Annotated in this window: 21 protein-coding genes; 10 read left to right on the top strand and 11 right to left on the bottom strand. The window is 72.1% G+C overall.

The genetic code is table 11. From position 1 onward, the window contains the following. Positions 1-157: 157 nt before the first annotated feature. Genes OG331_RS41575 through OG331_RS41565 form a run of 3 tightly spaced genes read left to right on the top strand, consistent with a single transcriptional unit; the run spans position 158 to position 3,643 of the window. Positions 158-1,513 (top strand): DUF6777 domain-containing protein, encoded by a 1,356-nt coding sequence (locus OG331_RS41575; RefSeq protein ID WP_406206735.1) that lies wholly within the window; start codon positions 158-160, stop codon positions 1,511-1,513. Positions 1,514-1,552: 39 nt separating this feature from the next. Further along, complete coding sequence (locus tag OG331_RS41570) at positions 1,553-3,460, top strand: protein kinase domain-containing protein (protein ID WP_406206732.1); 1,908 nt, start codon at positions 1,553-1,555, stop codon at positions 3,458-3,460. 12 nt (positions 3,461-3,472) lie between these two features. Then, positions 3,473-3,643 (top strand): hypothetical protein, encoded by a 171-nt coding sequence (locus OG331_RS41565; protein ID WP_328429244.1) that lies wholly within the window; start codon positions 3,473-3,475, stop codon positions 3,641-3,643. A 3-nt stretch (positions 3,644-3,646) separates the two neighbouring features. Here OG331_RS41565 and OG331_RS41560 read toward each other — a convergent pair whose 3' ends face one another. From OG331_RS41560 to OG331_RS41545, 4 genes are all read right to left on the bottom strand, one after another. Continuing rightward, positions 3,647-4,861: a sensor histidine kinase gene (locus OG331_RS41560; RefSeq protein ID WP_406206729.1), complete on the bottom strand. Its 1,215-nt coding sequence runs from the start codon at positions 4,859-4,861 to the stop codon at positions 3,647-3,649. Between the two features lie 78 nt (positions 4,862-4,939). Further along, the gene (locus tag OG331_RS41555) at positions 4,940-6,652 is read right to left on the bottom strand and encodes a cation acetate symporter (protein WP_406206726.1); all 1,713 of its coding nucleotides are present in this window, start codon (positions 6,650-6,652) and stop codon (positions 4,940-4,942) included. Positions 6,653-6,674: 22 nt separating this feature from the next. Further along, the gene (locus OG331_RS41550; RefSeq protein WP_406210645.1) at positions 6,675-7,034 is read right to left on the bottom strand and encodes a hypothetical protein; all 360 of its coding nucleotides are present in this window, start codon (positions 7,032-7,034) and stop codon (positions 6,675-6,677) included. Positions 7,035-7,036: 2 nt separating this feature from the next. Then, complete coding sequence (locus OG331_RS41545) at positions 7,037-7,801, bottom strand: LytR/AlgR family response regulator transcription factor (RefSeq protein WP_406206723.1); 765 nt, start codon at positions 7,799-7,801, stop codon at positions 7,037-7,039. A gap of 89 nt (positions 7,802-7,890) precedes the next feature. Between OG331_RS41545 and OG331_RS41540 the strand changes: the two genes are divergently transcribed. From OG331_RS41540 to OG331_RS41515, 6 genes are all read left to right on the top strand, one after another. After that, complete coding sequence (locus OG331_RS41540; RefSeq protein WP_406206720.1) at positions 7,891-8,394, top strand: Lrp/AsnC family transcriptional regulator; 504 nt, start codon at positions 7,891-7,893, stop codon at positions 8,392-8,394. A 147-nt stretch (positions 8,395-8,541) separates the two neighbouring features. Beyond that, positions 8,542-9,354 (top strand): dimethylargininase, encoded by an 813-nt coding sequence (ddaH, locus tag OG331_RS41535; protein ID WP_406206717.1) that lies wholly within the window; start codon positions 8,542-8,544, stop codon positions 9,352-9,354. Next, complete coding sequence (rocD, locus tag OG331_RS41530) at positions 9,351-10,568, top strand: ornithine--oxo-acid transaminase (RefSeq protein WP_406206714.1); 1,218 nt, start codon at positions 9,351-9,353, stop codon at positions 10,566-10,568. The genes ddaH and rocD overlap by 4 nt, the downstream gene beginning before the upstream one ends. 722 nt (positions 10,569-11,290) lie before the next feature. Continuing rightward, positions 11,291-13,750 (top strand): SpoIIE family protein phosphatase, encoded by a 2,460-nt coding sequence (locus OG331_RS41525; protein WP_406206711.1) that lies wholly within the window; start codon positions 11,291-11,293, stop codon positions 13,748-13,750. Between the two features lie 88 nt (positions 13,751-13,838). Further along, positions 13,839-15,071 carry a PP2C family protein-serine/threonine phosphatase gene (locus tag OG331_RS41520; protein ID WP_406206708.1) on the top strand — a complete coding sequence of 411 codons (1,233 nt, stop codon included), beginning with the start codon at positions 13,839-13,841 and terminating at the stop codon, positions 15,069-15,071. 323 nt (positions 15,072-15,394) lie between these two features. Next, entirely contained in the window at positions 15,395-16,135 is a 741-nt protein-coding gene (locus OG331_RS41515) for a lysophospholipid acyltransferase family protein (protein WP_406206705.1), read from the top strand. 15 nt (positions 16,136-16,150) lie between these two features. On the opposite strand, the gene OG331_RS41510 is transcribed toward OG331_RS41515, so the two are convergent. The 7 genes from OG331_RS41510 to OG331_RS41480 all read right to left on the bottom strand — a co-directional run bounded on the left by OG331_RS41510 (position 16,151) and on the right by OG331_RS41480 (position 21,706). Further along, entirely contained in the window at positions 16,151-16,915 is a 765-nt protein-coding gene (locus OG331_RS41510) for an urease accessory protein UreD (protein ID WP_406206702.1), read from the bottom strand. Further along, positions 16,912-17,589, bottom strand: a complete 678-nt coding sequence (ureG, locus tag OG331_RS41505) for an urease accessory protein UreG (RefSeq protein ID WP_406206699.1) — start codon at positions 17,587-17,589, stop codon at positions 16,912-16,914. Before ureG ends, OG331_RS41510 begins: the two co-directional genes overlap by 4 nt. A gap of 283 nt (positions 17,590-17,872) precedes the next feature. Beyond that, complete coding sequence (locus OG331_RS41500) at positions 17,873-18,547, bottom strand: urease accessory protein UreF (protein WP_406206696.1); 675 nt, start codon at positions 18,545-18,547, stop codon at positions 17,873-17,875. Between the two features lie 57 nt (positions 18,548-18,604). Further along, the gene (locus OG331_RS41495) at positions 18,605-20,326 is read right to left on the bottom strand and encodes an urease subunit alpha (protein ID WP_406206694.1); all 1,722 of its coding nucleotides are present in this window, start codon (positions 20,324-20,326) and stop codon (positions 18,605-18,607) included. Further along, a complete protein-coding gene (locus OG331_RS41490) occupies positions 20,319-20,630 on the bottom strand; it encodes an urease subunit beta (protein ID WP_190050893.1) in 312 nt (103 codons plus the stop codon). Before OG331_RS41490 ends, OG331_RS41495 begins: the two co-directional genes overlap by 8 nt. 11 nt (positions 20,631-20,641) lie before the next feature. Beyond that, positions 20,642-20,944 carry an urease subunit gamma gene (locus tag OG331_RS41485; RefSeq protein ID WP_010988499.1) on the bottom strand — a complete coding sequence of 101 codons (303 nt, stop codon included), beginning with the start codon at positions 20,942-20,944 and terminating at the stop codon, positions 20,642-20,644. A gap of 132 nt (positions 20,945-21,076) precedes the next feature. Beyond that, entirely contained in the window at positions 21,077-21,706 is a 630-nt protein-coding gene (locus OG331_RS41480) for a TetR/AcrR family transcriptional regulator (protein ID WP_406206690.1), read from the bottom strand. Between the two features lie 106 nt (positions 21,707-21,812). Between OG331_RS41480 and OG331_RS41475 the strand changes: the two genes are divergently transcribed. Next, the gene (locus OG331_RS41475; protein ID WP_406206687.1) at positions 21,813-22,829 is read left to right on the top strand and encodes an ABC transporter permease; all 1,017 of its coding nucleotides are present in this window, start codon (positions 21,813-21,815) and stop codon (positions 22,827-22,829) included. Positions 22,830-22,889 lie beyond the last annotated feature (60 nt).

The raw sequence follows: 22,889 nt of genomic DNA, 5'->3' as shown, positions 1-22,889 counted from the left end.
AGTAGCATGAAGCGCGTCGGGGGAACCGCCGGGGGGAGCGGTAATGGCGCTTCGCGTTTTCGTGCACAGGTCCGAAATAGCGGCGATTCGGAGGATCGCCGTCCTGTTGGTCTTCGTTCTGGCGCTCAGTGGGTGCGATCGGAACACACCGTTGTCCGTGGTGAAAGCGGTGGCCGCGGGAGTTCCGTCGCTCGCGCCCTTCTTCGACGAGAACCAGGGGCTGGGGCGGGACGCCCAGGTCAGGGCGCCGGCGGCGCACGGCGGTTTGCAACAGGGCGACACTCCTGGTCTGTACGGGGGTTCGAAACAGCCGACGATCTGCGACGTCGTACGGCTGGAGGAGTTCCTCACCGACCCGGCCAATGAGCGCAAGGCACAGGCGTGGGCAGCCGCGCTCTCCATCAGTGCAGCAGAGATTCCGGGATATCTCGGCCGCCTCACACCCGTACTCCTGCGTCACGACACTCTCGTGAAGAACCACGACTACAAAAAGAGCAAAGCCGTCCCCTTCAACGCTCTGCTGCAGACGGGAATCGCGATTCTCGTCGACGAGCGGGGGCTTCCCGCCGTGAAGTGCTCGTGCGGAAATCCGCTGCGGCCCTTCGAGGGTGACACGACGCGGATAAAGGTCGAGTTCGACGACCGCAACGAGGAGTGGAAGGGCTACGAGAAGTCGTCCGTGGTGGCCGTGCGGCCCGCGCCGCGGAAAGTGGAGCAGCTCGCTCTCGTCGACGTCCAAGAACCTGACCGGGGCGTCAACCGTCCCGTCGGCACCACGGGCGAGGACGACACGGAGTTCGACACGCGGGAGCGGCGTGCGGTGCCCGACCTCACCGGGACGACGTTCGGGCAGGCGAGCCGGCGGCTGGCCGGCAAGGGGCTGGCGGCCGCCCTCGTCGGCGGAGGGCTGCCGCCGGACAACGCCCGGGTCACGGCATCGGATCCGCCGGCCGGGACGGAGCTGCGGTTCGGGGAGTACGTGACGTTGAGCGTGGCCGGAGGGGCGACGTCCGGTGGCTCGTCGACCGGGACGTCCACTCCCCCGCGTTCGGGGTCGGGGTCGGAGCCCGGGTCTTCCGAGTCGACGCGGGACCCGTCGAGCTCGCTGCCGTCGTCGTCCTCGTCGTCCTCGTCGTCCTCGTCGTCCTCGTCGCCCACGTCGCCGCCGTCCGGGTCGGCTCCACCGCCGTCGTCCTCCGGATCCGGCAGCTCCGGACCGAGCAGCCCCGGTCCCACCAGCGGGCCCCCGACCTCGGGCCCGCCGTCCTCCGCGACGCCGCCCTCGTCCGATCCGGCCTCCTCCGACCCGCCGTCCAGCTCGGCGAAGCCCCCGTCGCCCGAGGACCCCACGTCCAGCGCACCACCCCCGCCCCCGACCGGCTCACCGCCGCAGACCACCAGCTCGGCCCCGACCAGCGCCCCGGTCACCAGCAGCGCGCCGCCGCCCGAGACCAGCCGGCCCGCGACGAGCGCACCGTCCACCGGCCGGCCCAGCGCAAGTTCGACCGCCTGACAACCACGCGGCGCACCCGCAGAACCCGGGAGTCACCGGATGCCTTCAGGATCACCGACGTCGGGAGTGGGCCGGGTCGTCGCCGGCCGCTATCTGCTGCTGAACCGGCTCGGCAGCGGCGGCATGGGCCATGTCTGGCTCGCCCATGACCGGAGACTCGCCTGCGAGGTCGCGCTGAAGGAGATCGTGTTCCGGGATCCCGTCGAGGCCGGCGAGCGTGAGGCCCGGGTGGCCCGTGCCCGTACGGAGGCCCGGCACGCGGCGGGGCTGCGCGGGCATCCGCATGTGGTCACCGTGCACGACGTGCTGGAGCACGAGGGGCTGCCGTGGATCGTCATGGAGTACGTGACGGGCGCCGTCGATCTGCGTGACCTGATCGACCGGCGCGGGCCGCCGGCACCCGCGGAGTGCGCCCGCATCGGGCTCGCCGTCCTCGACGCGCTGACCGCCGGACACGAGCGGGGCGTCATGCACCGGGACGTGAAACCGGCGAACATCCTGCTGGCTCCGGACCGCACCGGGGCGCGGTACGGGCGGGTGCTGCTCACGGACTACGGCATCTCGGTGCAGCCGGACGCCGGTGAGACGCGGTACACGCTGGCGTCGGTACTCCTGGGCACGGCCGGCTATCTGGCACCGGAGCGGGTCACGGGCGGGGCGCCGACGCCGGCGACGGATCTGTTCTCGCTGGGCTGCACGCTGTACCACGCCGTCGAGGGCCGGGGGCCCTTCGACCGCGAGTCGCATCTGGCCCAGGTCACCGCGGTGGTCATGGAGGAGCCCCCGCCGGCCGCGCGGGCCGGGACGCTGGGGCCCGTCCTGCGGGCGTTGCTGGAGAAGGATCCGGCACTGCGGATGTCCGCGGTGGAGGCGGAGGCGGCGCTGTCGCGGATCGTCACCGCGGAGGTCGACGCGTACGCGCGGACACAGACCGACCTGGGTTCGCAGCCGCACTGGGACGGGGCGCCGCCGGGGCGCACGCCCTGCGCGACGGGCTTCGGCTCCCTGCCCCTGCCGGTGTCCGAGCGGCCCGGCGGCCCACCGGGCTTCGGTCCGGCGACCGGTGCACACGACGGCCCGCAGGGCCTCGGTCCCGGTCCCGATCCCGGTCCCGACGGGCAGCGCCGAGCCCGTCCCCGCATCCTCCACGCGGTCCTCGGCGGCATCCTCGGGCTGGCCCTCGCGGGAGTGGGCGTCTGGTACGCCATGGCCCAGTCGCCGGACACCACGGGGACCGCGCGGCCGTACGGCGACACCGTCGGACTCGGCAGTGCGCTCAAGGACGGTGACTGCGTGCTCGCCGACTGGCCCGGCACGGCTCCCTTCCGGGGCACGCCCCGGCTGAGTGTTGATCCCGGTTGCCGGGAGAAGGTGCCCGACGGGCAGGTGTTGGCGTTCGTCGGGGCCGCGTCCCCCGCCGAGGCGCGGGAGAAGGGGCCGGGGGCGTGCGAGGAGCGGACGGAGGAGGTCCGCGGGAGGCTGGCGGACGTCCGCAGCTTCGCCGTCGTACCGACCGAGGCGGGCTTCGAGGCGGCCGGGCGGCGCACCGCCTGTCTGGTGCTGGGCGCGCACGGTCCGGTGTACGGGCCGCTGGGCGGGCATCGGAAGCCGGGGTCGGCCTTCGCCGACACGGCGACCATGCAACGCAGGGACTGTCTGGACGTCCGCTCCCACCGGGACGCCCGCCTGGTGTCCTGCGCGGACCCGCACGACGAGCAGGTGCTCGGGTTCACCCGACTGGGCGCCGACGTCACGCTGGCCGAGGCGCGCACCGAGTCGGACACGGCGTGCGCCCGGGAGGTGCCGCCGCGCGACTACGGCTTCGATCCTTCCGTCTACACGGCGGGCTCCTGGACGAGCGAGGGGGCCTGGAAGACGGGCACTCATTTCGTCGTGTGCACCGTCAGGAAGCAGAACGGGGGCACCATGGAGGGGGACGAACCCTAGGAGGGTGTTGCGATGCCCGGTTCTACGGACGGTTCTACCAAGGCGATGGGGGTGGTCACCGTCGGCGGACTCGTCGTGGTGACTGCCTACACGGTGGCGCTCGGGAGCAATGGCTGGCTGTGGTTCGGGTGGGTGGTGCTGGGGCTGATCACGCTGGGGATGGTGGCCAGTCGTGGCAGCTGAGCCTCACTCCCGGGTGAGCCGCCCCGCGGAGTGCACGCCCGGCTGGTACTTCGGCAGCCGGGCGGTGATCTTCATGCCCGCTCCGGGGGCGGTCTCGATGACGAGCCCGTAGGCGTCGCCGTAGACCTGCCGGAGCCGGTCGTCGACATTGGACAGCCCGATGCCGCCCGACGGGCTGACCTCGCCGGCGAGGATGCGACGCAGCAGGACGGGGTCCATTCCGGCGCCGTCGTCCTCGATGACGACGAGGGCCTCGGCGCCGGCGTCCTGTGCGGTGATGCTGATGTGGCTCTTGCCGGGGAGCGCCGTCCTGCCCTCCAGGCCGTGCTTGACGGCGTTCTCGACGAGCGGCTGGAGGCAGAGGAAGGGCAGGGCCACCGGCAGCACCTCGGGGGCGATCTGCAGGGTGACCGACAGGCGGTCGCCGAAGCGTGCCCGCACGAGCGCCAAGTAGTGGTCGATGGCATGCAGTTCTTCGGCGAGGGTGGTGAAGTCGCCGTGCCTGCGGAAGGAGTAGCGGGTGAAGTCGGCGAACTCCAGGAGCAGTTCACGGGCGCGCTCGGGGTCGGTGCGGACGAAGCTGGCGATCACCGCGAGCGAGTTGAAGATGAAGTGCGGGGAGATCTGCGCGCGCAGGGCCTTGATCTCGGCCTCGATCAGGCGGGTGCGGGACTGGTCGAGGTCGGCGAGCTCCAGCTGGACCGAGACCCAGCGGGCCACCTCGCCCGCCGCACGCACCAGCACGGCCGACTCCCGGGGCGCGCAGGCGACGAGGGCGCCGTGGACCCGGTCGTCGACGGTGAGCGGGGCGACCACCGCCCAGCGCACCGGGCAGTCGGGGGTGTCGCAGGTCAGCGGGAAGGCCTCGCCGCGGCCCGACTCCAGGGGGCCGGCGAGGAGTTCCATGATCTCCGTACGGTGATGGCCGCCGACCCCGTCCCAGACCAGGACGTCCTTCTGGTCCGTCAGGCACAGCGCGTCCGTGCCGAGCAGTGAGCGGAGCCTGCGGGCCGACTTGCGGGCGGTCTCCTCGGTGAGTCCGGCGCGCAGCGGGGGTGCGGCGAGGGAGGCGGTGTGCAGGGTCTCGAAGGTGGCGTGCTCGACGGGGGTGCCGAGGCCGCCGGAGTTCTCGGGGCGGGCGGTGCGCCGGCCGAGCCAGAAGCCTGCGGCGAGCAGCGGGAGGATGGCCACGCACAGGCCTGCGATGAAGCCGCTCATATCGCCTCCGTCGCACGCCGTCCGGCGATGGGTTGCCTCATGCCGTCACCGCCTCACGCCGTCCGGCGATGAGATACCTCATGCCTTCACCTCCGCCCGCAGTTCCTCCGGCAGATGGAACCGCGCCAGGATCGCCGCCGTGCCGGCCGGCACCCGGCTCGGCGTGGCCAGGGAGACCAGCACCATGGTGAGGAAGCCCAGCGGCACCGACCAGAGCGCGGGCCAGGCGAGCAGCGCGTGCAGGGCGCCGGAGCCCGGGAAGCCGGCCATCGTCGCCGCGACGGCGAGCAGGGCGGAGCCGCCGCCCACCAGCATCCCGGCTGCCGCGCCGGGCGGGGTCAGCCGCCGCCACCAAATGCCGAGCACGAGCAGCGGGCAGAACGAGGACGCCGACACGGCGAAGGCGAGGCCCACCGCGTCGGCCACGGGGAGTCCGCCGACCAGGGCGCTCGCGGCGAGCGGGACGGCCATGGCGAGGACCGTGCCGAGCCGGAAGTGCCGTACGCCGCGGGACGGGAGGACGTCCTGGGTGAGTACGCCGGCGACGGCCATGGTCAGTCCCGACGCCGTCGACAGGAACGCCGCGAAGGCACCGCCCGCGACCAGCGCGCCGAGCAGGTCGCCGCCGAGGCCGCCGATCATCCGCTCGGGCAGCAGCAGGACGGCGGCGTCCGCGTCTCCGGAGAGGGCGAGTTCGGGGGCGTAGAGGCGGCCGAGGGCGCCGTAGACCGGGGGCAGGAGGTAGAAGGCGCCGATCAGGCCGAGCACGGCGACGGTGGTGCGGCGGGCGGCGACGCCGTGCGGGCTGGTGTAGAAGCGGACGACGACGTGCGGCAGCCCCATGGTGCCGAGGAAGGTGGCGAGGATCAGTCCGTACGTGGCGTACAGCGGGCGTTCGCCGCGGCTCTCGGCCTGCGAGGGCGACAGGCTGCCGCTGCCGCCGCGGTCCGGGTCGGGGACGGGGGCGCCCTTGTCGAAGGTCAGGCGGGTGCCGGCCTCGATGTGGTGGGTGCCGGCGGGGAGTCGGACCTTCTGCTCCTCGTGCGTGCGGCCGTCGAGGGTGCCGCTCACGGTGACGGTCAGCGGGCTGTCGAGCTTCAGGTCGACGGTGTCGTCGACGCGGACGACGCTCTGTTCGCGGAACGTCGCCGGTTCGTCGAAGGCGTGGCGGGGGGCGCCGTCGCCCTGCCAGGCGAGGATCAGGAAGAGGGCGGGGACGAGCAGGGCGGTGAGTTTGAGCCAGTACTGGAAGGCCTGCACGAAGGTGATGCTGCGCATGCCGCCGGCGGCGACGATGGCGACCACGACGACCGCGACGATCACTCCGCCGAGCCAGTCGGGCGCGCCCGTGAGGACGGTCAGGGTCAGCCCGGCGCCCTGGAGTTGGGGCAGCAGATACAGCCAGCCGGTGCCGACGACGAAGGCACCCGCGAGCCGGCGTACGGCCTGCGAGGAGAGGCGGGCCTCCGCGAAGTCGGGGAGGGTGTAGGCGCCGGAGCGGCGCAGCGGGGCCGCGACGAACAGCAGCAGGACCAGATAGCCGGCGGTGTAGCCGACCGGGTACCAGAGCATGTCGGGGCCCTGGACGAGGACCAGGCCCGCGATGCCGAGGAAGGAGGCGGCGGAGAGGTACTCGCCGCTGATCGCGGCGGCGTTGAGACGGGGGCCGACGGTGCGGGAGGCGACGTAGAAGTCGGAGGTGGTGCGGGAGATGCGCAGGCCGAAGGCGCCGACGAGGACGGTCGCGAGGACGACGAGGGCGACGGCGGGGACGGCGTAGCTGGAGTTCACGTCCGCATCGGTTCTTTCGGGCTCAGCGGTCTTCGACGAGCCGTACGAAGTCCCGTTCGTTGCGCTCCGCTCGGCGTACGAACCAGCGGGCGAGCAGGACCAGGGGTGCGTAGAGGCCGAAGCCGAGGATCGCCCAGACCAGGGGGCGGGTGTCCGGCATCGCCGCGAAGAGCAGGGGCAGCGGGCCGATGAGCAGGCCGAGGACGGCGAACACCGCGAGGGCGGTGCGCAGTTGGGTCCGCATCAGGGAGCGGACGTAGGTGTGGCCCAGGGTGGTCTGCTCGTCGATCTCGGTGCGGGGCCGGTAGTAGCCGGAGACGCGGCGGGTCTGCCGGGGCGGGCCGGTGACGACGACGCGGCGTTCGGCGGGGTTCTGCGGCATCGTCATGGCCTCCTCATCAGCAGGTCCCGCAGCTCGCGCGTGTGCCGTCGGCTGACCTGGAGTTCCTCGGAGCCCACCATGACGCTGACGGTGCCGGCGTCCAGGCGGAGTTCACCGACGTGGCGCAGGGCGACGAGGTGGCGGCGGTGGATGCGGACGAAACCCCGGGAGCGCCAGCGCTCCTCCAGGGTGGACAGCGGGATGCGGACGAGGTGGCTGCCCTTGTCGGTGTGCAGCCGGGCGTAGTCGCCCTGCGCCTCGACGTGGGTGATGTCCTCGACGGAGACGAAGCGGGTCACGCCGCCGAGCTCCACGGGTATGTGGTCGGGGTCGGGCTCGCTCACGGGTATGCGGGGCGCGGCGCCGCGGAGCTCGGCGGCGCGCAGCTCGACGGCGCGGCGGACCGCCTCGGCGAGCCGCTCCTTGCGGACGGGCTTGAGGACGTAGTCGACGGCCTTGAGGTCGAAGGCCTGGACGGCGAAGTCCTCGTGGGCGGTGACGAACACGACCAGCGGCGGCTTGGCGAACCCGGTGAGCAGCCTGGCCATGTCCAGACCGTCCAGGCCGGGCATGTTGATGTCCAGGAAGACGACGTCGATCGCCTCCGGCCCGCCCGGCCCCGACTCCAGGGCGCGGTTGATGCGGCGCAGCGCCTCGGTCGCGTCGCCGGCGCCCTCCGCGCTGCCGATACGGGGGTCGGCGTTGAGGAGGTAGAGCAGCTCCTCCAGCGAGGGGCGTTCGTCGTCGACAGCCAGGGCGCGCAGCATGAACCCGGAGTGTAGGAGCAATTCGCACGCTTGGACATGTGCTCCGTCCGGACGTTCGCGCTGGGTGGCGGGCCGCTTACAGTGCCCTCATGAACAGCGGCGCGGCGTCCTTCGACGAACTCGACCGGAAGATCATCACCGCCCTGATGGCGAATGCCAGGAAGAGCTTCGCCGAGATCGGCACGAGCGTCGGGCTGTCCGCGACGGCGGTCAAGCGGCGCGTGGACCGGCTGCGCGACACGGGCGTGATCACCGGGTTCTCGGCCACGGTCCAGCCGTCGGCGCTGGGCTGGCGTACGGAGGCGTACGTCGAGGTGTACTGCGAGGGCGCGGCCCCGCCGCGGCGGCTCGCGGAGGTGGTCCGCAACCATCCGGAGATCACGGCGGCGATGACGGTGACCGGGGGCGCGGACGCCCTGCTGCATGTGCGGGCGCGGGACGTGGAGCACTTCGAGGAGGTGCTGGAGCGCATCCGTGTCGAGCCGTTCATCCGCAAGACGATCAGCGTGATGGTGCTGTCCCATCTCATCCCGGAGAGTCCGGAAGCGGGCGCGGCGGGCCTCGCCGCGCCGGAGGAAGGCGCAGGAATCTGAGGCCACGCAGCAAGCGTGCGCCAGTTGGGCAAAATACGCAGCATTCCTGCGTGGACACGCAATTTTGGTTGCTTGTCGCTCGTCAGGGTGTCTTCTTACCTTGGTGTCAATCCTCATCGACACCGCAGGAAGCGGAGGAACCCCTCTGTGACCGACACCCGTGTGCCGCGCCGGCGGCGCTTCCTGGTCTGCGAACCCAGACATTTCGCCGTGCAGTACGCGATCAACCCCTGGATGCAGCCCGACGTCCGCGTCGACGTCGATCTGGCGCATACGCAGTGGCAGTCGCTGATCAGCGCCTACCGCTCCCACGGCCACGCCGTCGACACCATGGAGCCGGTCCCCGGTCTCCCCGACATGGTCTTCGCCGCGAACTCGGCCGTCGTCGTCGGCGGCCGTGTCTTCGGCTCCCTCTTCCACGCCAGCGAGCGCCGCCCCGAGTCCACGCACTACGACACGTGGTTCAAAACGGCGGGCTTCGACGTGTACCGGCCCGAGTCCGTCTGCGAGGGCGAGGGCGATCTGGTCTGGACGGGCCGTTATGTGCTCGCCGGCACCGGCTTCCGCACCACCCGGGAGGCACACCGCGAGGTGCAGGAGTTCTTCGGCCACCCGGTGATCAGCCTGACGCTGGTGGACCCGTACTTCTACCACCTCGACACGGCGCTGTTCGTGCTCGACGACGACAACATCGCCTACTACCCGGAGGCGTTCTCGGCGGGCAGCCGTGAGGTGCTCGCGCGGCTGTATCCGGACGCGGTGCTCGCCACCCGCGACGACGCCACGGCCTTCGGCCTGAACTCCGTGTCCGACGGCCGTCACGTCTTCATCGCGCCGCAGGCCGAGGCCCTCGCGGCCCGGCTGGACGAGCGCGGCTATGTCCCCGTCCCCGTCGACCTGTCGGAGTTCCGCAAGGCCGGCGGTGGCATCAAGTGCTGCACCCAGGAGATCCGCTCATGACCGCGCCCGCGCAGACCCGTTCGTCCGCCGATCTGATCCGCGCCGAGGAGCCGGTCCTGGCGCACAACTACCATCCGCTGCCCGTGGTCGTCGCCCGTGCCGAGGGCACCTGGGTGGAGGACGTGGAGGGCCGCCGCTACCTGGACATGCTGGCCGGCTACTCGGCTCTGAACTTCGGTCACCGCCATCCGGCGCTGATCGAGGCTGCGCACGCCCAGCTCGACCGCCTCACGCTCACCTCGCGCGCCTTCCACAACGACAGGCTCGCCGAGTTCGCGGAGCGCCTGGCGGCGTTGACGGGCCTGGACATGGTGCTGCCGATGAACACCGGCGCCGAGGCCGTGGAGAGCGGCATCAAGGTGGCCCGCAAGTGGGCGTACGAGGTGAAGGGCGTCCCGGCCGACCAGGCGACGATCGTGGTCGCGGCGGACAACTTCCACGGCCGTACGACGACGATCGTGTCGTTCTCCACGGACGAGACCGCGCGGCAGGGCTTCGGCCCGTTCACGCCGGGCTTCCGGGTCGTGCCGTACAACGACCTGGCGGCGCTGGAGGCGGCGGTCGACGAGACGACGGCGGCGGTGCTGCTGGAGCCGATCCAGGGCGAGGCGGGCGTCCTCATCCCTGATGCGGGCTACCTGGCCGGCGTGCGTGAGCTGACCCGCCGCAAGGGCTGCCTGTTCATCGCGGACGAGATCCAGTCGGGCCTCGGCCGCACGGGCCGTACGCTCGCCGTCGAGCACGAGGGTGTCGTCCCGGACATGGTGCTGCTGGGCAAGGCGCTGGGCGGCGGCATCGTGCCGGTGTCCGCGGTGGTGGCCCGCCGGGACGTACTCGGCGTGCTGCGGCCGGGCGAGCACGGCTCCACGTTCGGCGGCAACCCGCTGGCCGCGGCGGTCGGCACGGCCGTGGTCGGGCTCCTGGAGACGGGCGAGTTCCAGCGCCGGGCCGCCGAGCTGGGCACGATCCTGCGCAGCGGCCTGTCGGACCTGGTCGGCAAGGGCGTCCTCGGCTTCCGTGCGCGGGGCCTGTGGGCGGGCGTCGACGTCGACCCGGCGGTCGGCACGGGTCGGGAGATCGGCGAGCGTCTCATGCGCGAGGGAATCCTGGTCAAGGACACCCACGGCTCCACGATCCGTCTGGCCCCGCCCCTGACCATCACGGCGGAGGAACTGGTGGAGGCGCTGGGGACGCTGGAGAAGGTACTGAAGTAGTCCGCCCCGGCCCGGCGGCCCGGTTCCCCCGACACGGAGCCGGGCCGCCGCCGCGCCGCGCAGCCGGGTTCCTCACGCAGGGACCGGGCCGCCGCCGTCCCAGCCGGGCCACCGCAACCCCCGACCGAGGAACCCCGCCACACAAGGGCACCCCAAGACCGGCACCGGACCCGGCCCCCGCCCGACTGGCTGGGTGCCGAATGGCTCGGCGGTCCCTGCCGCAGGTCCCTGCCGCAGGGACCGGGCTGCGGGCGTCCGGTCGGGCCGCCCGGGTCCCGGCCGTGAGGCCCCCGCGCAAGTGCGCCCGACACCCGGCACCGGACCCGGCTCCCGCCAACCGACCCCACCTCGCCCCACCCGGCCCCAGCAAAGAGGCAACGCCCACACGATCCGCCTCGCCCCGCCCCCGACCATCACGGCCGAGGAACCGGTCGAGGCACTGGGGACGCCGGAGAAAGTACCGACATAGCACGGCCCGGCCCGGCAGCCCGGTTCCCGAAGGGGGCATCGCTGCCGGCGTCCCGGCCCGGCCCCCGGGGTTTCCGACCGAAGGAGCCCGCCGCGCAAGTGCCCCCAACACCGGCGCCGGCACGGGCACGCGGCTCCCGCCAACCGGCCCCACCTCGCCCCCACGCGGCCCCCGCAAAGACGCAACGCCCACCGGAAGGGTGAAGATGGGGACAAGAGGTGGTAGACCGCTCTAAGCGACAGAGAGGTCGGCCGTGGGCACACACGAGGAGCGGGGCGTTGCCCGGCAGTGGTTCGACGTGGCGGACGCCGCGCCTGTGCTGCTCGATGCGCAGGGTCGGGTGACGGGGTGGACCAGAGAGGCACAGCGGCTGCTGGCGTACGAGGCCGGCGAGGCGGTGGGGCGGAACGTCGCCGAGCTGCTGAGCGCCGAGGACGCGGCGCGGGTGCCGGAGGTGATGGAGCGGTGCCGCGCGGACGGCGGGTGGGTGGGGTTGCTGACGGGTCTGCGCGGGGACGGACAGACTGCCGGGATCATGGTGCGGATCACCGCGGCCCTCGACACGGAGAGCCCCTCGCGGTGGCTCGCCCTCCTGTCGGAGCTGGACGAGGCACCCGGCTGGGACATGAGCCGGGCGGTGCTGGAGCAGATGGTCGCCCGCTCCCCCGTCGGGATAGCGATCGTCGACACGGACCTGCGCTACGTCTGGTCGAACGCGGCCCTCGCCCAGTACGGAGGCGGCCCGCCCAGCCGCCGGCTCGGGCTGCGGCTCGCCGACATACAGCCCGGACTGGACTCCGAGTCCATCGAGGCGCAGATGCGCCATGCCCTGACGACCGGCGAACCGATCGTCGGCTACGAGCACGTGGGCCACGCCCGCTCCGCGCCGCTGCGCGAGACCGCGCACATGATGTCGTTCACCCGGCTCGACGACGGCCAGGGCCACCCCATGGGCGTGTACTACACGGTGGAGGACATCTCCGACCGGCACCAGGCCCGCCAGCGCCTGGCCCTGCTGGACCGGGCCGGCGAGCACATCGGCCGGACCCTGGACATCAACCGCACCGCCCAGGAGCTGGCGGACGTGGCCGTACCGGGCCTGGCCGACCTCGTCACCGTGGACCTGCTGGAGTCGGTGCTGCGGGGCGGCGAGCCCGCGGCCGGGCCGTTCGGCGACACGGAGCAGGTGACGCTGCGCCGCGCGGGGCATCGTTCGGTCACCGAGCAGGTGCCGGAGGCCGTCGTGGGCATCGGCGACCTGGTCGCCTATCCCGCGGGCTCGCCGCCCATCCGCTCCCTCAGGACGGCCAAGTCCTGGCGCGAGGAGAGACTCGATCCGCTCGGTGAGGCCTGGACCGAGCACGCGCGCGGCGGAGAAGCCGCCATCTTCGTCGAACTGGGTCTGCACAGCGTGATGATCGTGCCGATCCGCGCGCGGGGCGTCACCCTGGGCGTCACCTCCTTCTTCCGGCGCCGTCGCCAGGAGGCCTTCGAGGAGGCCGACCTGAACCTGGCCGAGGACCTCGTCTCACGGGCGGCCGTCTGTGTCGACAACGCCCGGCGCTACACGCGCGAACGCGACGCGGCGCTGGTCCTGCAGCGCAGCCTGCTGCCGCACGTCCTGCCCGACCAGGACGCGCTGGAGGTGTCCGCCTGCTACCGGCCGGCCGACGAGCTGACCGGCCTCGGCGGCGACTGGTACGACGTCATCCCGCTGTCGGGGGCCCGCGTCGCCCTGGTGGTGGGCGAGGTGCCGGGCCACGGCATCGACGCCGCCGCGGCGATGGGGCGGCTGCGGACCGCCGTACGCACCCTCGCCCTGCTGGACCTGCCGCCCGAGGAGGTGCTGGCCCATCTCGACGACCTGGTCGCGAGGTCGGCCCGCGAGGAGGGCGTCCAGGCGAGCGAGGGGGAGGCCGCCGTCGCCCAGTCCGTGGGGTCCGGGTGCGTGTACGTCGTCTACGACCCGGTCGACGGGCAGTGCACCATGGCGGCCGCGGGCCATCCGGCGCCCGCCGTCGTCATGCCCGACGGCGGCGTGGCCTTCGTCGATCTTCCGCAGGGCCCGCCGCTGGGCGTGGGCGGTCCCCCCTTCGAGTCGGTCGAGCTGGCGCTGGCGGAGGGCAGCACGCTCGCGCTGCACACCGACGGGCTGCTGGCGCGCGGGGACGACTGGGCCGTGGACGCCGACCGGGACCGGCTGCGGCAGGCGCTGGAGCAGCGCGCGGCCTCGGTCGAACTGCACTGCCGGAATGTCGTCGACGCCCTGACGCCGGACCGCCCGCACGACGACGTGGCCCTGCTGATGGCCCGCACCCGCCTCCTGGGCGCCGAGCAGGTCGCCGACTGGGACCTGCCCTCCGACCCGGCCGCCGTCGCGGACGCACGCAAGACGGCCTCCCGGATGCTGTCGGAGTGGGGCCTGGAGGAGCTGGTCTTCACGACGGAACTGGTCGTCAGCGAGCTGGTCACCAACGCGATCCGGTACTCCGACGGCCCCATCCGGCTGCGTCTGATCAAGGAGCGCGCACTGGTCTGCGAGGTCTTCGACGGCGGCGCCACGGCCCCGCATCTGCGCCATCCGCGCACCACGGACGAGGGCGGCCGCGGGCTGCTGCTGGTCTCCCAGGTCACGCAGCGCTGGGGCACGCGCTTCGTCCCCGACGGAAAGATCATCTGGGCCGAGCAGTCCCTGACGGATCCGTCGCCCTGAGCTGACGAATCTCGACAGGTGTAGTAATTCGGTGCATACGACGCACAGCATGGGAAACTGGTGTGATCCCGGTGGTGAGGCGGGAGCCATGAACGAGAAGGCGATCGACTACGAGGCGGTGTTCCAGGGCCTGCCCGGAATGGTGGCCCTGCTCACCCCGGAGCTGGTCTACGCCGACGCCAACGAGGACTTCCAGCGCCTGTCCGGGCGCACCCGCGCAGAGCTGGTGGGCCGGTACATCTTCGACGTCTTCCCCGACAACCCCAACGACCCCGCCGCCACCGGCATGCGCGACGTCCGGGCGTCGATGCTGCGCGTGGTGGCCACCGGCGAGCGCGACACGATGGCGCTGCAGCGCTACGACGTCGAGGACGCCTCCCTGCCCGGCCACTGGGAGGAGCGCTACTGGAGCCCGATCAACGCGCCCGTCTTCGGCCCCGACGGGCAGGTGGCCTTCGTCGCGCACCGGGTCGAGGAGGTCACCGAACTCATCCGCCTGCGCGGCGGCACCAGCGGTGACAGCCGGGTGAGAGTACTGGAGGCCGAGCTGTACACCCGCGCCCGGGAGCTGCAGGAGCTCAACGAGCGGCTGCGGCAGTCCCACGCCCGCGAACGCGAGGTGGCGCTGGCCCTGCAGGAGGCGATGCTGCCGGCCCGCCGGCAGGTGGGCAACCACCGGGCCGCCGTGCGCTACCGGCCCGCCGTGGGCGCGCTGAACGTGTGCGGCGACTGGTACGACCTGATCGACCTGGTGGGCGGCAACCGCATCGGCGTCTCCGTGGGCGACGTGGTCGGCCACGGCCTGGAGGCGGCCGGCGTGATGGGGCAGCTGCGCAGCGCGCTCAGCGCCACCTCACGGGTCGCCGACGGCCCGGCGCAGGCGCTCGACGTGCTGGGGCGGTACGCCCATGTCGTCGACGGCGCCGAGTCGGCCACCGCGGTCGCGACGTTCATCGACTTCGACGCCCGCACCATCACGTACAGCAGCGCCGGCCATCCGCCGCCGGCGCTGGTGCACGCCGACGGCCGGGTGGAGTTCCTGGACCTGGCCACGGATCCGCCCCTGGACGCCCGCCCCGACCCGAAGCCGAGGCCCCAGGCCGTCACCACCTACTCCGACGGTGCCACGCTCGCGCTGTACACCGACGGCCTGATCGAGCGCCGCCGCGAGGACATCGACACGGGCCTGGCCCGTCTCGCCGACGCGCTCGTGCGCCATCGCACCTTGGACCCCGAGGCCCTAGCCGACGCCGTCCTGCTGGAGCTGTTGCCGCCCGGGGGCGCGACGGACGACACGGCGCTCGTCATCGTGCGGCTGTGATGAACGAGCAGACCCGACGGCTCCCCGCAAGGGCGGGCCACCTGCCACGCGGCGATCGTGATCACGCCAAACCCCACCATCGAGTTGCCGCACACCGACCCCGGACACCAGGCTGGTCCCGCGGTCCTCCCCACCCGCAAACCCCGCCGCCCGCCCACTACCTGACATCCACTCAGATCGGTCTTCGTCGGCCGGCATCCGCCCGTCCCGGCCCGGTTCCGGCCTGTCACCCCTGCGCCTACACTGGCAGCCCCACGGCACGCTGGTTGACCTGCCAGAACGCGGCGGCCCAAGCTGATCCGCCGGAGTGAGGAGCGCCCCCCTTGTTCTACTACGTACTGAAATACGTGTTGTTGGGACCTCTGCTCAGACTGGTCTTCCGGCCCCGAATAGAGGGCCTCGAACACGTACCGGCCACGGGTGCGGCCATCGTCGCGGGCAACCACCTGTCGTTCTCCGACCACTTCCTGATGCCGGCGATAATCAAGCGGCGCATCACCTTCCTCGCGAAGAAGGAGTACTTCACCGGCCCCGGCATCAAGGGCCGCCTGACCGCGGCCTTCTTCCGCAGCGCCGGCCAGATCCCGGTCGACCGCACCGGCAAGGAGGCGGGCCAGGCCGCGATCCGCGAAGGACTCGGCGTCCTGAGCAAGGACGAACTCCTCGGCATCTACCCGGAGGGCACCCGCTCGCACGACGGCCGGCTCTACAAGGGCAAGGTCGGGGTCGCGGTCATGGCGCTCAAGGCACGCGTCCCGGTCATCCCCTGCGCGATGATCGGCACCTTCGAGGCACAGCCGCCCGGCAAGGTCATCCCGAACGTCCACCCGGTGAAGATCCGTTTCGGCGAGCCCCTCGACTTCTCCCGCTACGAGGGCATGGAGAACGAGAAGGCGATCCTGCGCGCCGTGACCGACGAGATCATGTACGCGATCCTGGCGCTGTCCGAGCAGGAGTACGTCGACCAGTACGCGGCCGTCGCCAAGGCGGAGCAGGAAGCCGCCGCGAAGGCCCAGGCCAAGGCGGGGAAGGATCGCAAGCTGCCGCGGCTGCCCATAAGCTGACGCGCTCCGGAGGACTCAGCCGAGCCGGTCGAGCGCCTCGTCGAGCACCCGGCGCAGCCGCAACGCGTCCGCCGCCACGGCACTCACCAGGGCGGCGGGCCCGGCGAGGGGCATGACAGCAGCGTTCTCCCCAAGCACCCGAGCCACCACCGGAGTCTGCGCGAACTCCGGCCGTACGAGCACGAGTTGACCGACCGCCCGGAACCCGCCGAGCCCTGCGGGCCCGTCCCACCCACCCGGCGCACCGGGTCCGCAGGCGAGCTCCTGATCAAGAACGACCCGCCCGGCAACACTCACCCGGATCCGGCTCCCGAGCCGCCCGGGCTCCTCCCCCACCCGCCCGAGCACCTGCTCCTCACGCAGCACGAGCCGACCGGTCGCGCCGACATCGACGCGGGTGGTCACGCACAGGTCACTCCCCCGGGCGGAGATCAACTGCTCGGGCAGCCACTGCAGTTCACCCCCGTCGGCGACGGACAGCCGTACGTCGTAACGTGCCTCGCCCTTGCTCTGTCCCGGCAGCGCGATGGTGGCCGCCGCGGACCCGACGCGCAGCCGGGCGCCGGCCTCCACGTCGGCCTCGATGGCGAACCGATCACCCCCGAGCGGCCCGCTCATCGCCCCGACGAGCACGACCCGCGCCTCGGCGCCGCTGCCCCGCGTCCGCCGGAGCGCCAGGGGCCCGTCGCCGTCGAGCACGGGCAGCGAGGTGCCGCCCCGCCCGTCGTCCCTGGCGACGATCCGCGCGTGTGCCCGCACCCCGCCGACGGTCGTCGTCATGCCGTCCACGCCACGAGCTGCGCCCGCACCCAGTCGGCGACGTCCTTCACTCCGGGCTCGCTCCTCAGCGACTGGAACACGACCGGCAGTTCGGCCCGCTGCGCCTTGGCGTCGGCCGCCATCCGCGCCAGGTCTGAGCCGACGTACGGCGCGAGGTCGGTCTTGTTGACGACGAGCAGATCGGCGGTCGTCACCCCCGGCCCGCCCTTGCGCGGAATGTCGTCCCCACCGGCGACATCGATCACGAAGATCTGCGCGTCGACGAGCCCCCTGGAGAAGGTGGCGGTGAGGTTGTCCCCACCGGACTCCACGAGAATGAGCTGAAGCGGCCCGACCGCGTCCTCCAGATCCTCGACGGCTTCGAGGTTCGCGGAGATGTCGTCCCGGATCGCGGTGTGCGGACAGGCCCCCGTCTCCACGGCGGTGATCCGCTCGGGCGCCAGTACGGCCTCCCGCAACAGAAACTCGGCATCCTCGCGCGTGTAGATGTCGTTCGTGACAACGGCCAGAGCCAGCTCGTCACGCAGAGCACGACAGAGCGCGGCAACAGTGGCCGTCTTACCGGACCCCACGGGCCCACCGAGCCCGATCCGCAGGGCACGCCGCGACCCGTCGGGACGGTGGGCGTCGGCACTGACGACGGAGGGGCCGTGGTGGGAGTGGTCGAGGTGCATGGGGCGGCTCCTTTTGGGCTTGGCTTCTCAGCTCTTCGGGTTTGGCTTCTCGGCCCTTGGGGTCTGGCTTCTCGGCCCTTGGGGTCTGGCTTCTCGGCCCTTGGGGTTTGGCTTCTCAGCCCTTGGGGTTGAGTCCTCAGCTCTTGGGTTTGGCTTCTCAGCTCCGGTCCGGGCATTCCAGCCCGTCCGGCGTTTGAGGACGAGGCCGTTCAGGCCGAAGCGGGGGTCTGGGGGCGGCAGCCCCCAGGTACGGGACGGGTAGGGGCGGCGGGGGCGAAAACCCTCAGGACGCAAACAACCGCACGCCCCAACCCGCATGCACCTCCGCCCCGATCTCCAACAGCGGAGCAGAAGCCGCAGGCAGCGCATCCACCCCGCCCTCCACAACACACCGCCCCGCCTCCACCGCCCGATCCACCACCCGGTCCACCTCGGGCGCCAACCGAGCCAGCACCCCCGTAGCGTCAAAGGGATCAAGACTCAGCAACCGCACCGTCGCACTCGCCGGCCCACTCACACACTCGTAAGCGGCGCAGTAAGCCGCCTCCACGGCCCCCAACCCCGCGGCCCGAGCCACAACCCCCAGCACAACCGGCTGATGAGCCCCCTTGGGAAACCGCCGAGCCAGCTCATCCAGCTCCCCGGACGGCCAGGTGGCCCGAGCGGCCCGCATCAACTGCCGCCCCAGCTTCCGAGCGGCGAGCCGCAACGCAGGCGACGGCGTACGGGCGTCGGCCGCAGCGTCCAGGGCCACCGCATCACCCCCGAGTGCCGCCGCCGCGGCGAGCGAGCCCGCGACCAGTCCCGCCGTGTGCAACCGCCCCCGGCAGAAGTCCTCCAGGCTCGCGGCCCCGGTGATCCGCCCCGCCTTGACGGCCGCCTCGGCCCCGCCGGAGTGCGCGTGGCCCCCGGCGGGAAAGCGGCCGTCGGCAAGGAGGAGGAGTGCAGCTCGTGACATAAGAACCCAACCATCAGAACCCGACCATCAGAATCCCGACCCTCAGAACCCCGACCCTCAGAACAGGAAGTACCGCTGAGCCATGGGCAGTTCGGCGGCAGCCGTGGCCTCCACCAGCTCCCCGTCTATGTGCACGGCGAAGCTGTCGGGATCGACCCGCACCTCCGGCCGCGCGTCGTTCTCCCGCATGTCGGCCTTGGTGACCCCACGCGTCGACTCGATGGCCACGAACCGCTTCCCGAGCTGGAGCCGCTCCGGCAGCCCGTCCTCGATCGCGAGCGGGGCGACGAAGTTGACCGAGTTCGACGCTGGCGCCCGTCCGATGGCACCGAACATCGGGCGGGGCAGAATCGGCTGCGGCGTCGGGATGGAGGCGTTGGCGTCGCCCATCTGCGCGTACGCGATCTGACCGCCCTTGATGACGAGTTGGGGCTTGACCCCGAAGAACGCCGGTTCCCACAGCACCAGGTCGGCGAGCTTGCCGGTCTCCACGGAGCCGATCTCGCGGCCGAGGCCCTGTGCGAGCGCCGGGTTGATCGTGTACTTGGCCACGTACCGCCGCACCCGCAGGTTGTCGGCAAGCCCGTCCCCCGGCAGCGCGCCCCGCCGCCGCTTCATCACATGGGCGGTCTGCCAGGTCCGCATGACGACCTCGCCCACCCGCCCCATGGCCTGCGAGTCGGACGAGATGATCGAGATCGCGCCGAGGTCGTGCAGTATGTCCTCCGCCCCGATGGTCGACGGCCGGATCCGCGACTCGGCGAAGGCGAGGTCCTCCGGCACCGCCGCATTGAGGTGATGGCACACCATCAGCATGTCGAGGTGTTCCTCGGCGGTGTTGACGGTGAACGGGCGGGTCGGGTTCGTCGAGCTCGGCAGCACGTGCGGCTCCGAGACGACGGTCATGATGTCCGGCGCGTGCCCGCCGCCCGCGCCCTCGGTGTGGTACGCGTGGATGCCCCGGCCGGCGATGGCGGCCAGCGTGTCGCCGACGAAGCCGGCCTCGTTCAAGGTGTCCGTGTGGATGGCGACCTGGATCCCGGTCCGGTCGGCGACGGTCAGCGAGGCGTCGATGACGGCCGGGGTGGTGCCCCAGTCCTCGTGCAGCTTGAGGCCGAGCGCGCCGCCGCGGATCTGGGACAGCATCGCCTCGTGGGAGACGGTGTTGCCCTTGCCCAGCAGGCCGAAGTTGACGGGGTGGCCCTCCATCGCCTCCAGCATCCGGGCCAGATGCCAGGGGCCGGGTGTCACGGTGGTCGCCTTCGAGCCCTCGGCGGGTCCGGTGCCGCCGCCGATGAGGGTGGTGATGCCCGACGCGAGCGCCTCGTCGGCGATCTGCGGGCAGATGAAGTGGACGTGCGCGTCGATGGCGCCGGCCGTCAGGATCCGCCCGTTGCCCGCGATGATCTCGGTCTCGGGGCCGATGACGAGGTCCGGGTGCACCCCGTCCATGGTGTCGGGGTTGCCCGCCTTGCCGATGCCGGTGATCCGGCCGTCGCGGATGCCGAGGTCGGCCTTGACGATGCCCCAGTGGTCGATGATCACGACGCCGGTGATGACCGTGTCCGGGGTGCCCTCCGCGCGGGTGGCCCGCGACTGGCCCATGGACTCGCGGATGACCTTGCCGCCGCCGAACACGGCCTCGTCACCGGCGAGTCCGGGACCGCCGGAGCGGTCCTCCTCGATCTCGATCAGCAGATCGGTGTCGGCGAGCCGGATGCGGTCACCGGTGGTCGGGCCGAACAGGTCGGCGTACGCGGCACGGGAGATCTCAGGCATCGAGGGCACCTCCGGTCTCCCCGCGCAGGCCGGGCACCACGCGGGCGCCGGTGAGCGGGACGAGTTCGACATCGACGGGGATGCCGGGTTCGAAGCGCACGGCGGTACCGGCGGCGACGTTGAGCCGCTTGCCGCGGGCGGCGGCGCGGTCGAACTCCAGACCGGGGTTGGCCTCGGCGAAGTGGTAGTGGGAGCCGACCTGGACGGGCCGGTCGGCGGCGTTGAGTACGGTCAGCCGGGTGACCTCACGGCCCTCGTTGTATGCGATCGGGCCGTCGGCGAACAGGATCTCTCCGGGGATCATGGAGGCCGCCTTCACACGATCGGATCGTGGACGGTGACGAGCTTGGTGCCGTCCGGGAAGGTCGCCTCGACCTGGACGTCGTGGATCATCTCGGGGATGCCCTCCATGACGTCGTCCCGCGTGAGCAGCTTGCGTCCGGAGGACATGAGCTCGGCGACCGTACGGCCGTCGCGGGCGCCCTCGAGGATGTGCGAGGTGATGAGAGCCACCGCCTCGGGGTGGTTGAGCTTCAGCCCGCGGGCCCTGCGCTTCTCGGCGACGTCGGCCGCCACGTGGATGAGCAGCCGCTCTTGCTCGTGCGGGGTCAGTTGCACGTCCCACCTCACAGTCCTTGCTCCGGACCGTGCGGGGTCCGGTTGCCGCAGCCACGGGGCAAAGTGCCAGGTGGCGTGGATCGGCAGGCTAGTTGGACGGAGTTTCAGGCAAGTTAACCGAGCTGTGATCCTCTAGGCGTCCGACTGCTGGGCCCGCATGCTCGTCAAGGCCCGCAGACCGTCCTGCAGCACCTCGACCGGCGCCCCTCCGAACAGGGCCTGCTGGGCGATGAACCCCTGCACCGTGGCGATCATGGTGCGCGCCACATGGTCCGCCGGGATGTCCGCCGGCATCATCCCGGCGTCCTGGTACGCCTCGACGGCCCGTCCCCAGGCCTCCCGCAACGTCGCGTACACATCCGTCAGAACGGCGGCCAGCTCCTTGTTGCGCACGGTCTCCGCCCAGACCTGCATGATCAGCAACGGGAAGACCGACTCCCCTTCCTCACTGAGGGACGAGTACACCCGCAGGGTCCGGCTCAGGACCGCTCCCACCAGGACGTCCGGCGGCGGGGGCGGGCTCTGCCGGACGACTTCCTCGAACGAGGCGCGGATCTCGCCGAGCACATCCTTGACGATCGCGGCGATCAGCTCGTCCTTGCCGCTGAAGTAGCGGTACACCGCGCCGGCCGAGAGGTCGACCTCCTTCAGCACGTCCTGCATGGACGTGGCGTGGAAGCCGTTGCGGGCAAAGAGACGGGCGGCGCCGTCGAGGATCTGCCGGCGGCGGGCGTCGAGGTGTTCCTGGGATACGCGGGCCATGGTCACAAAGTAAAACGAACATTCCTTCTTGACAAGGAGCGGCATCAGCAGGACGGTGGGAGCGTCATCAAAAACGAACGATCCTTCTTTTTAGCCGGGAGACCCCATGCCCACCCCGTCCGCTACGCCGCCCAGGTCCGCCGCACCCAGGCGCCTGATCGCGGTCGTCGTCCTCGTCCCCGTCCTCGCCGCCCTCGCTCTGTGGGCCTTCGCCTGGCCCGCCGCCCGCACCGCTCCCCGCGACCTGCCGCTCGGGGTGGCCGGGCCGGCCGCCGCCACGGCCCAGATGGAGAAGCAACTCGGCCGGCACGAGGGCGCGTTCGAGATCCACCGCTACGCGGACGCGTCCGCCGCCCGGGACGCGATCGAGGACCGGACCGTATACGGCGCTGTCGTCGTGACCCCTCAGGGCCCCGAACTGCTCACCGCGTCGGCGGCGAGCCCGGCCGTCGCCCAGCTGCTGCAACAGGCCGTGACCCAACAGGCCGCCGCCGAGGGCACCCAGGTCAAGGCCGTCGACGTCGTCCCCACACCCGACAACGACCCGCGCGGTGCGGCCCTCGGCGCGAGCGTCCTGCCGCTCGCCCTCGCGGGCATGGCGGCGGGAGCCGCGGTGACCCTGCTCGGGCTGCGCGGCATCCGGGCCGTGAGCGCCCTTACCGGCGCCGCCGTCCTGGTCGGCGTGGTCGCGGCCTCGCTCGCGCACAGCTGGCTGGGGATCCTCACCGGCGCCTGGTGGGCGGAGGCAGGGGTGTTCGCGCTGACGACGCTGGCCGTGAGCGCGGCCGTGGCCGGGCTCGCCGCACTGATCGGCAACGCGGGCATCGGCATCGTGTCGTTCGCGGTGATGTTCCTCGGCAACCCCTTCTCCGGGGCGGCCTCGGCGCCGCAGATGCTGCCCGAGCCGGTCGGCGTCATCGGCCAGTGGCTGCCGCCGGGCGCGGGCACGACCCTGCTGCGCTCGGTGTCCTTCTTCGACGGCGCGGCGGCGATCGGTCCCGCCATGACGCTGACCTGGTGGGCCGCACTGGGACTGGGCGCCGTACTGCTCGGGAACGCCCTGAGGTCCCGTAGGCCGAGCGCCGAGCCCGCGGCCGAGAGGGAGCTCGCCCCCGTCGGCTGAGCGGCCGCCCGGCCACACCGAACCGACCGTGCACCCCCGCTGTAGCGGACGGGGGTGCAC

Origin of the sequence: Streptomyces sp. NBC_01017 (assembly GCF_045162795.1) — a bacterium.
Taxonomy (GTDB): Bacteria; Actinomycetota; Actinomycetes; order Streptomycetales; family Streptomycetaceae; genus Streptomyces; species Streptomyces machairae.
Note: the sequence above shows the minus strand (reverse complement) of the source record. Positions and strands in the feature narration are given on the sequence as shown.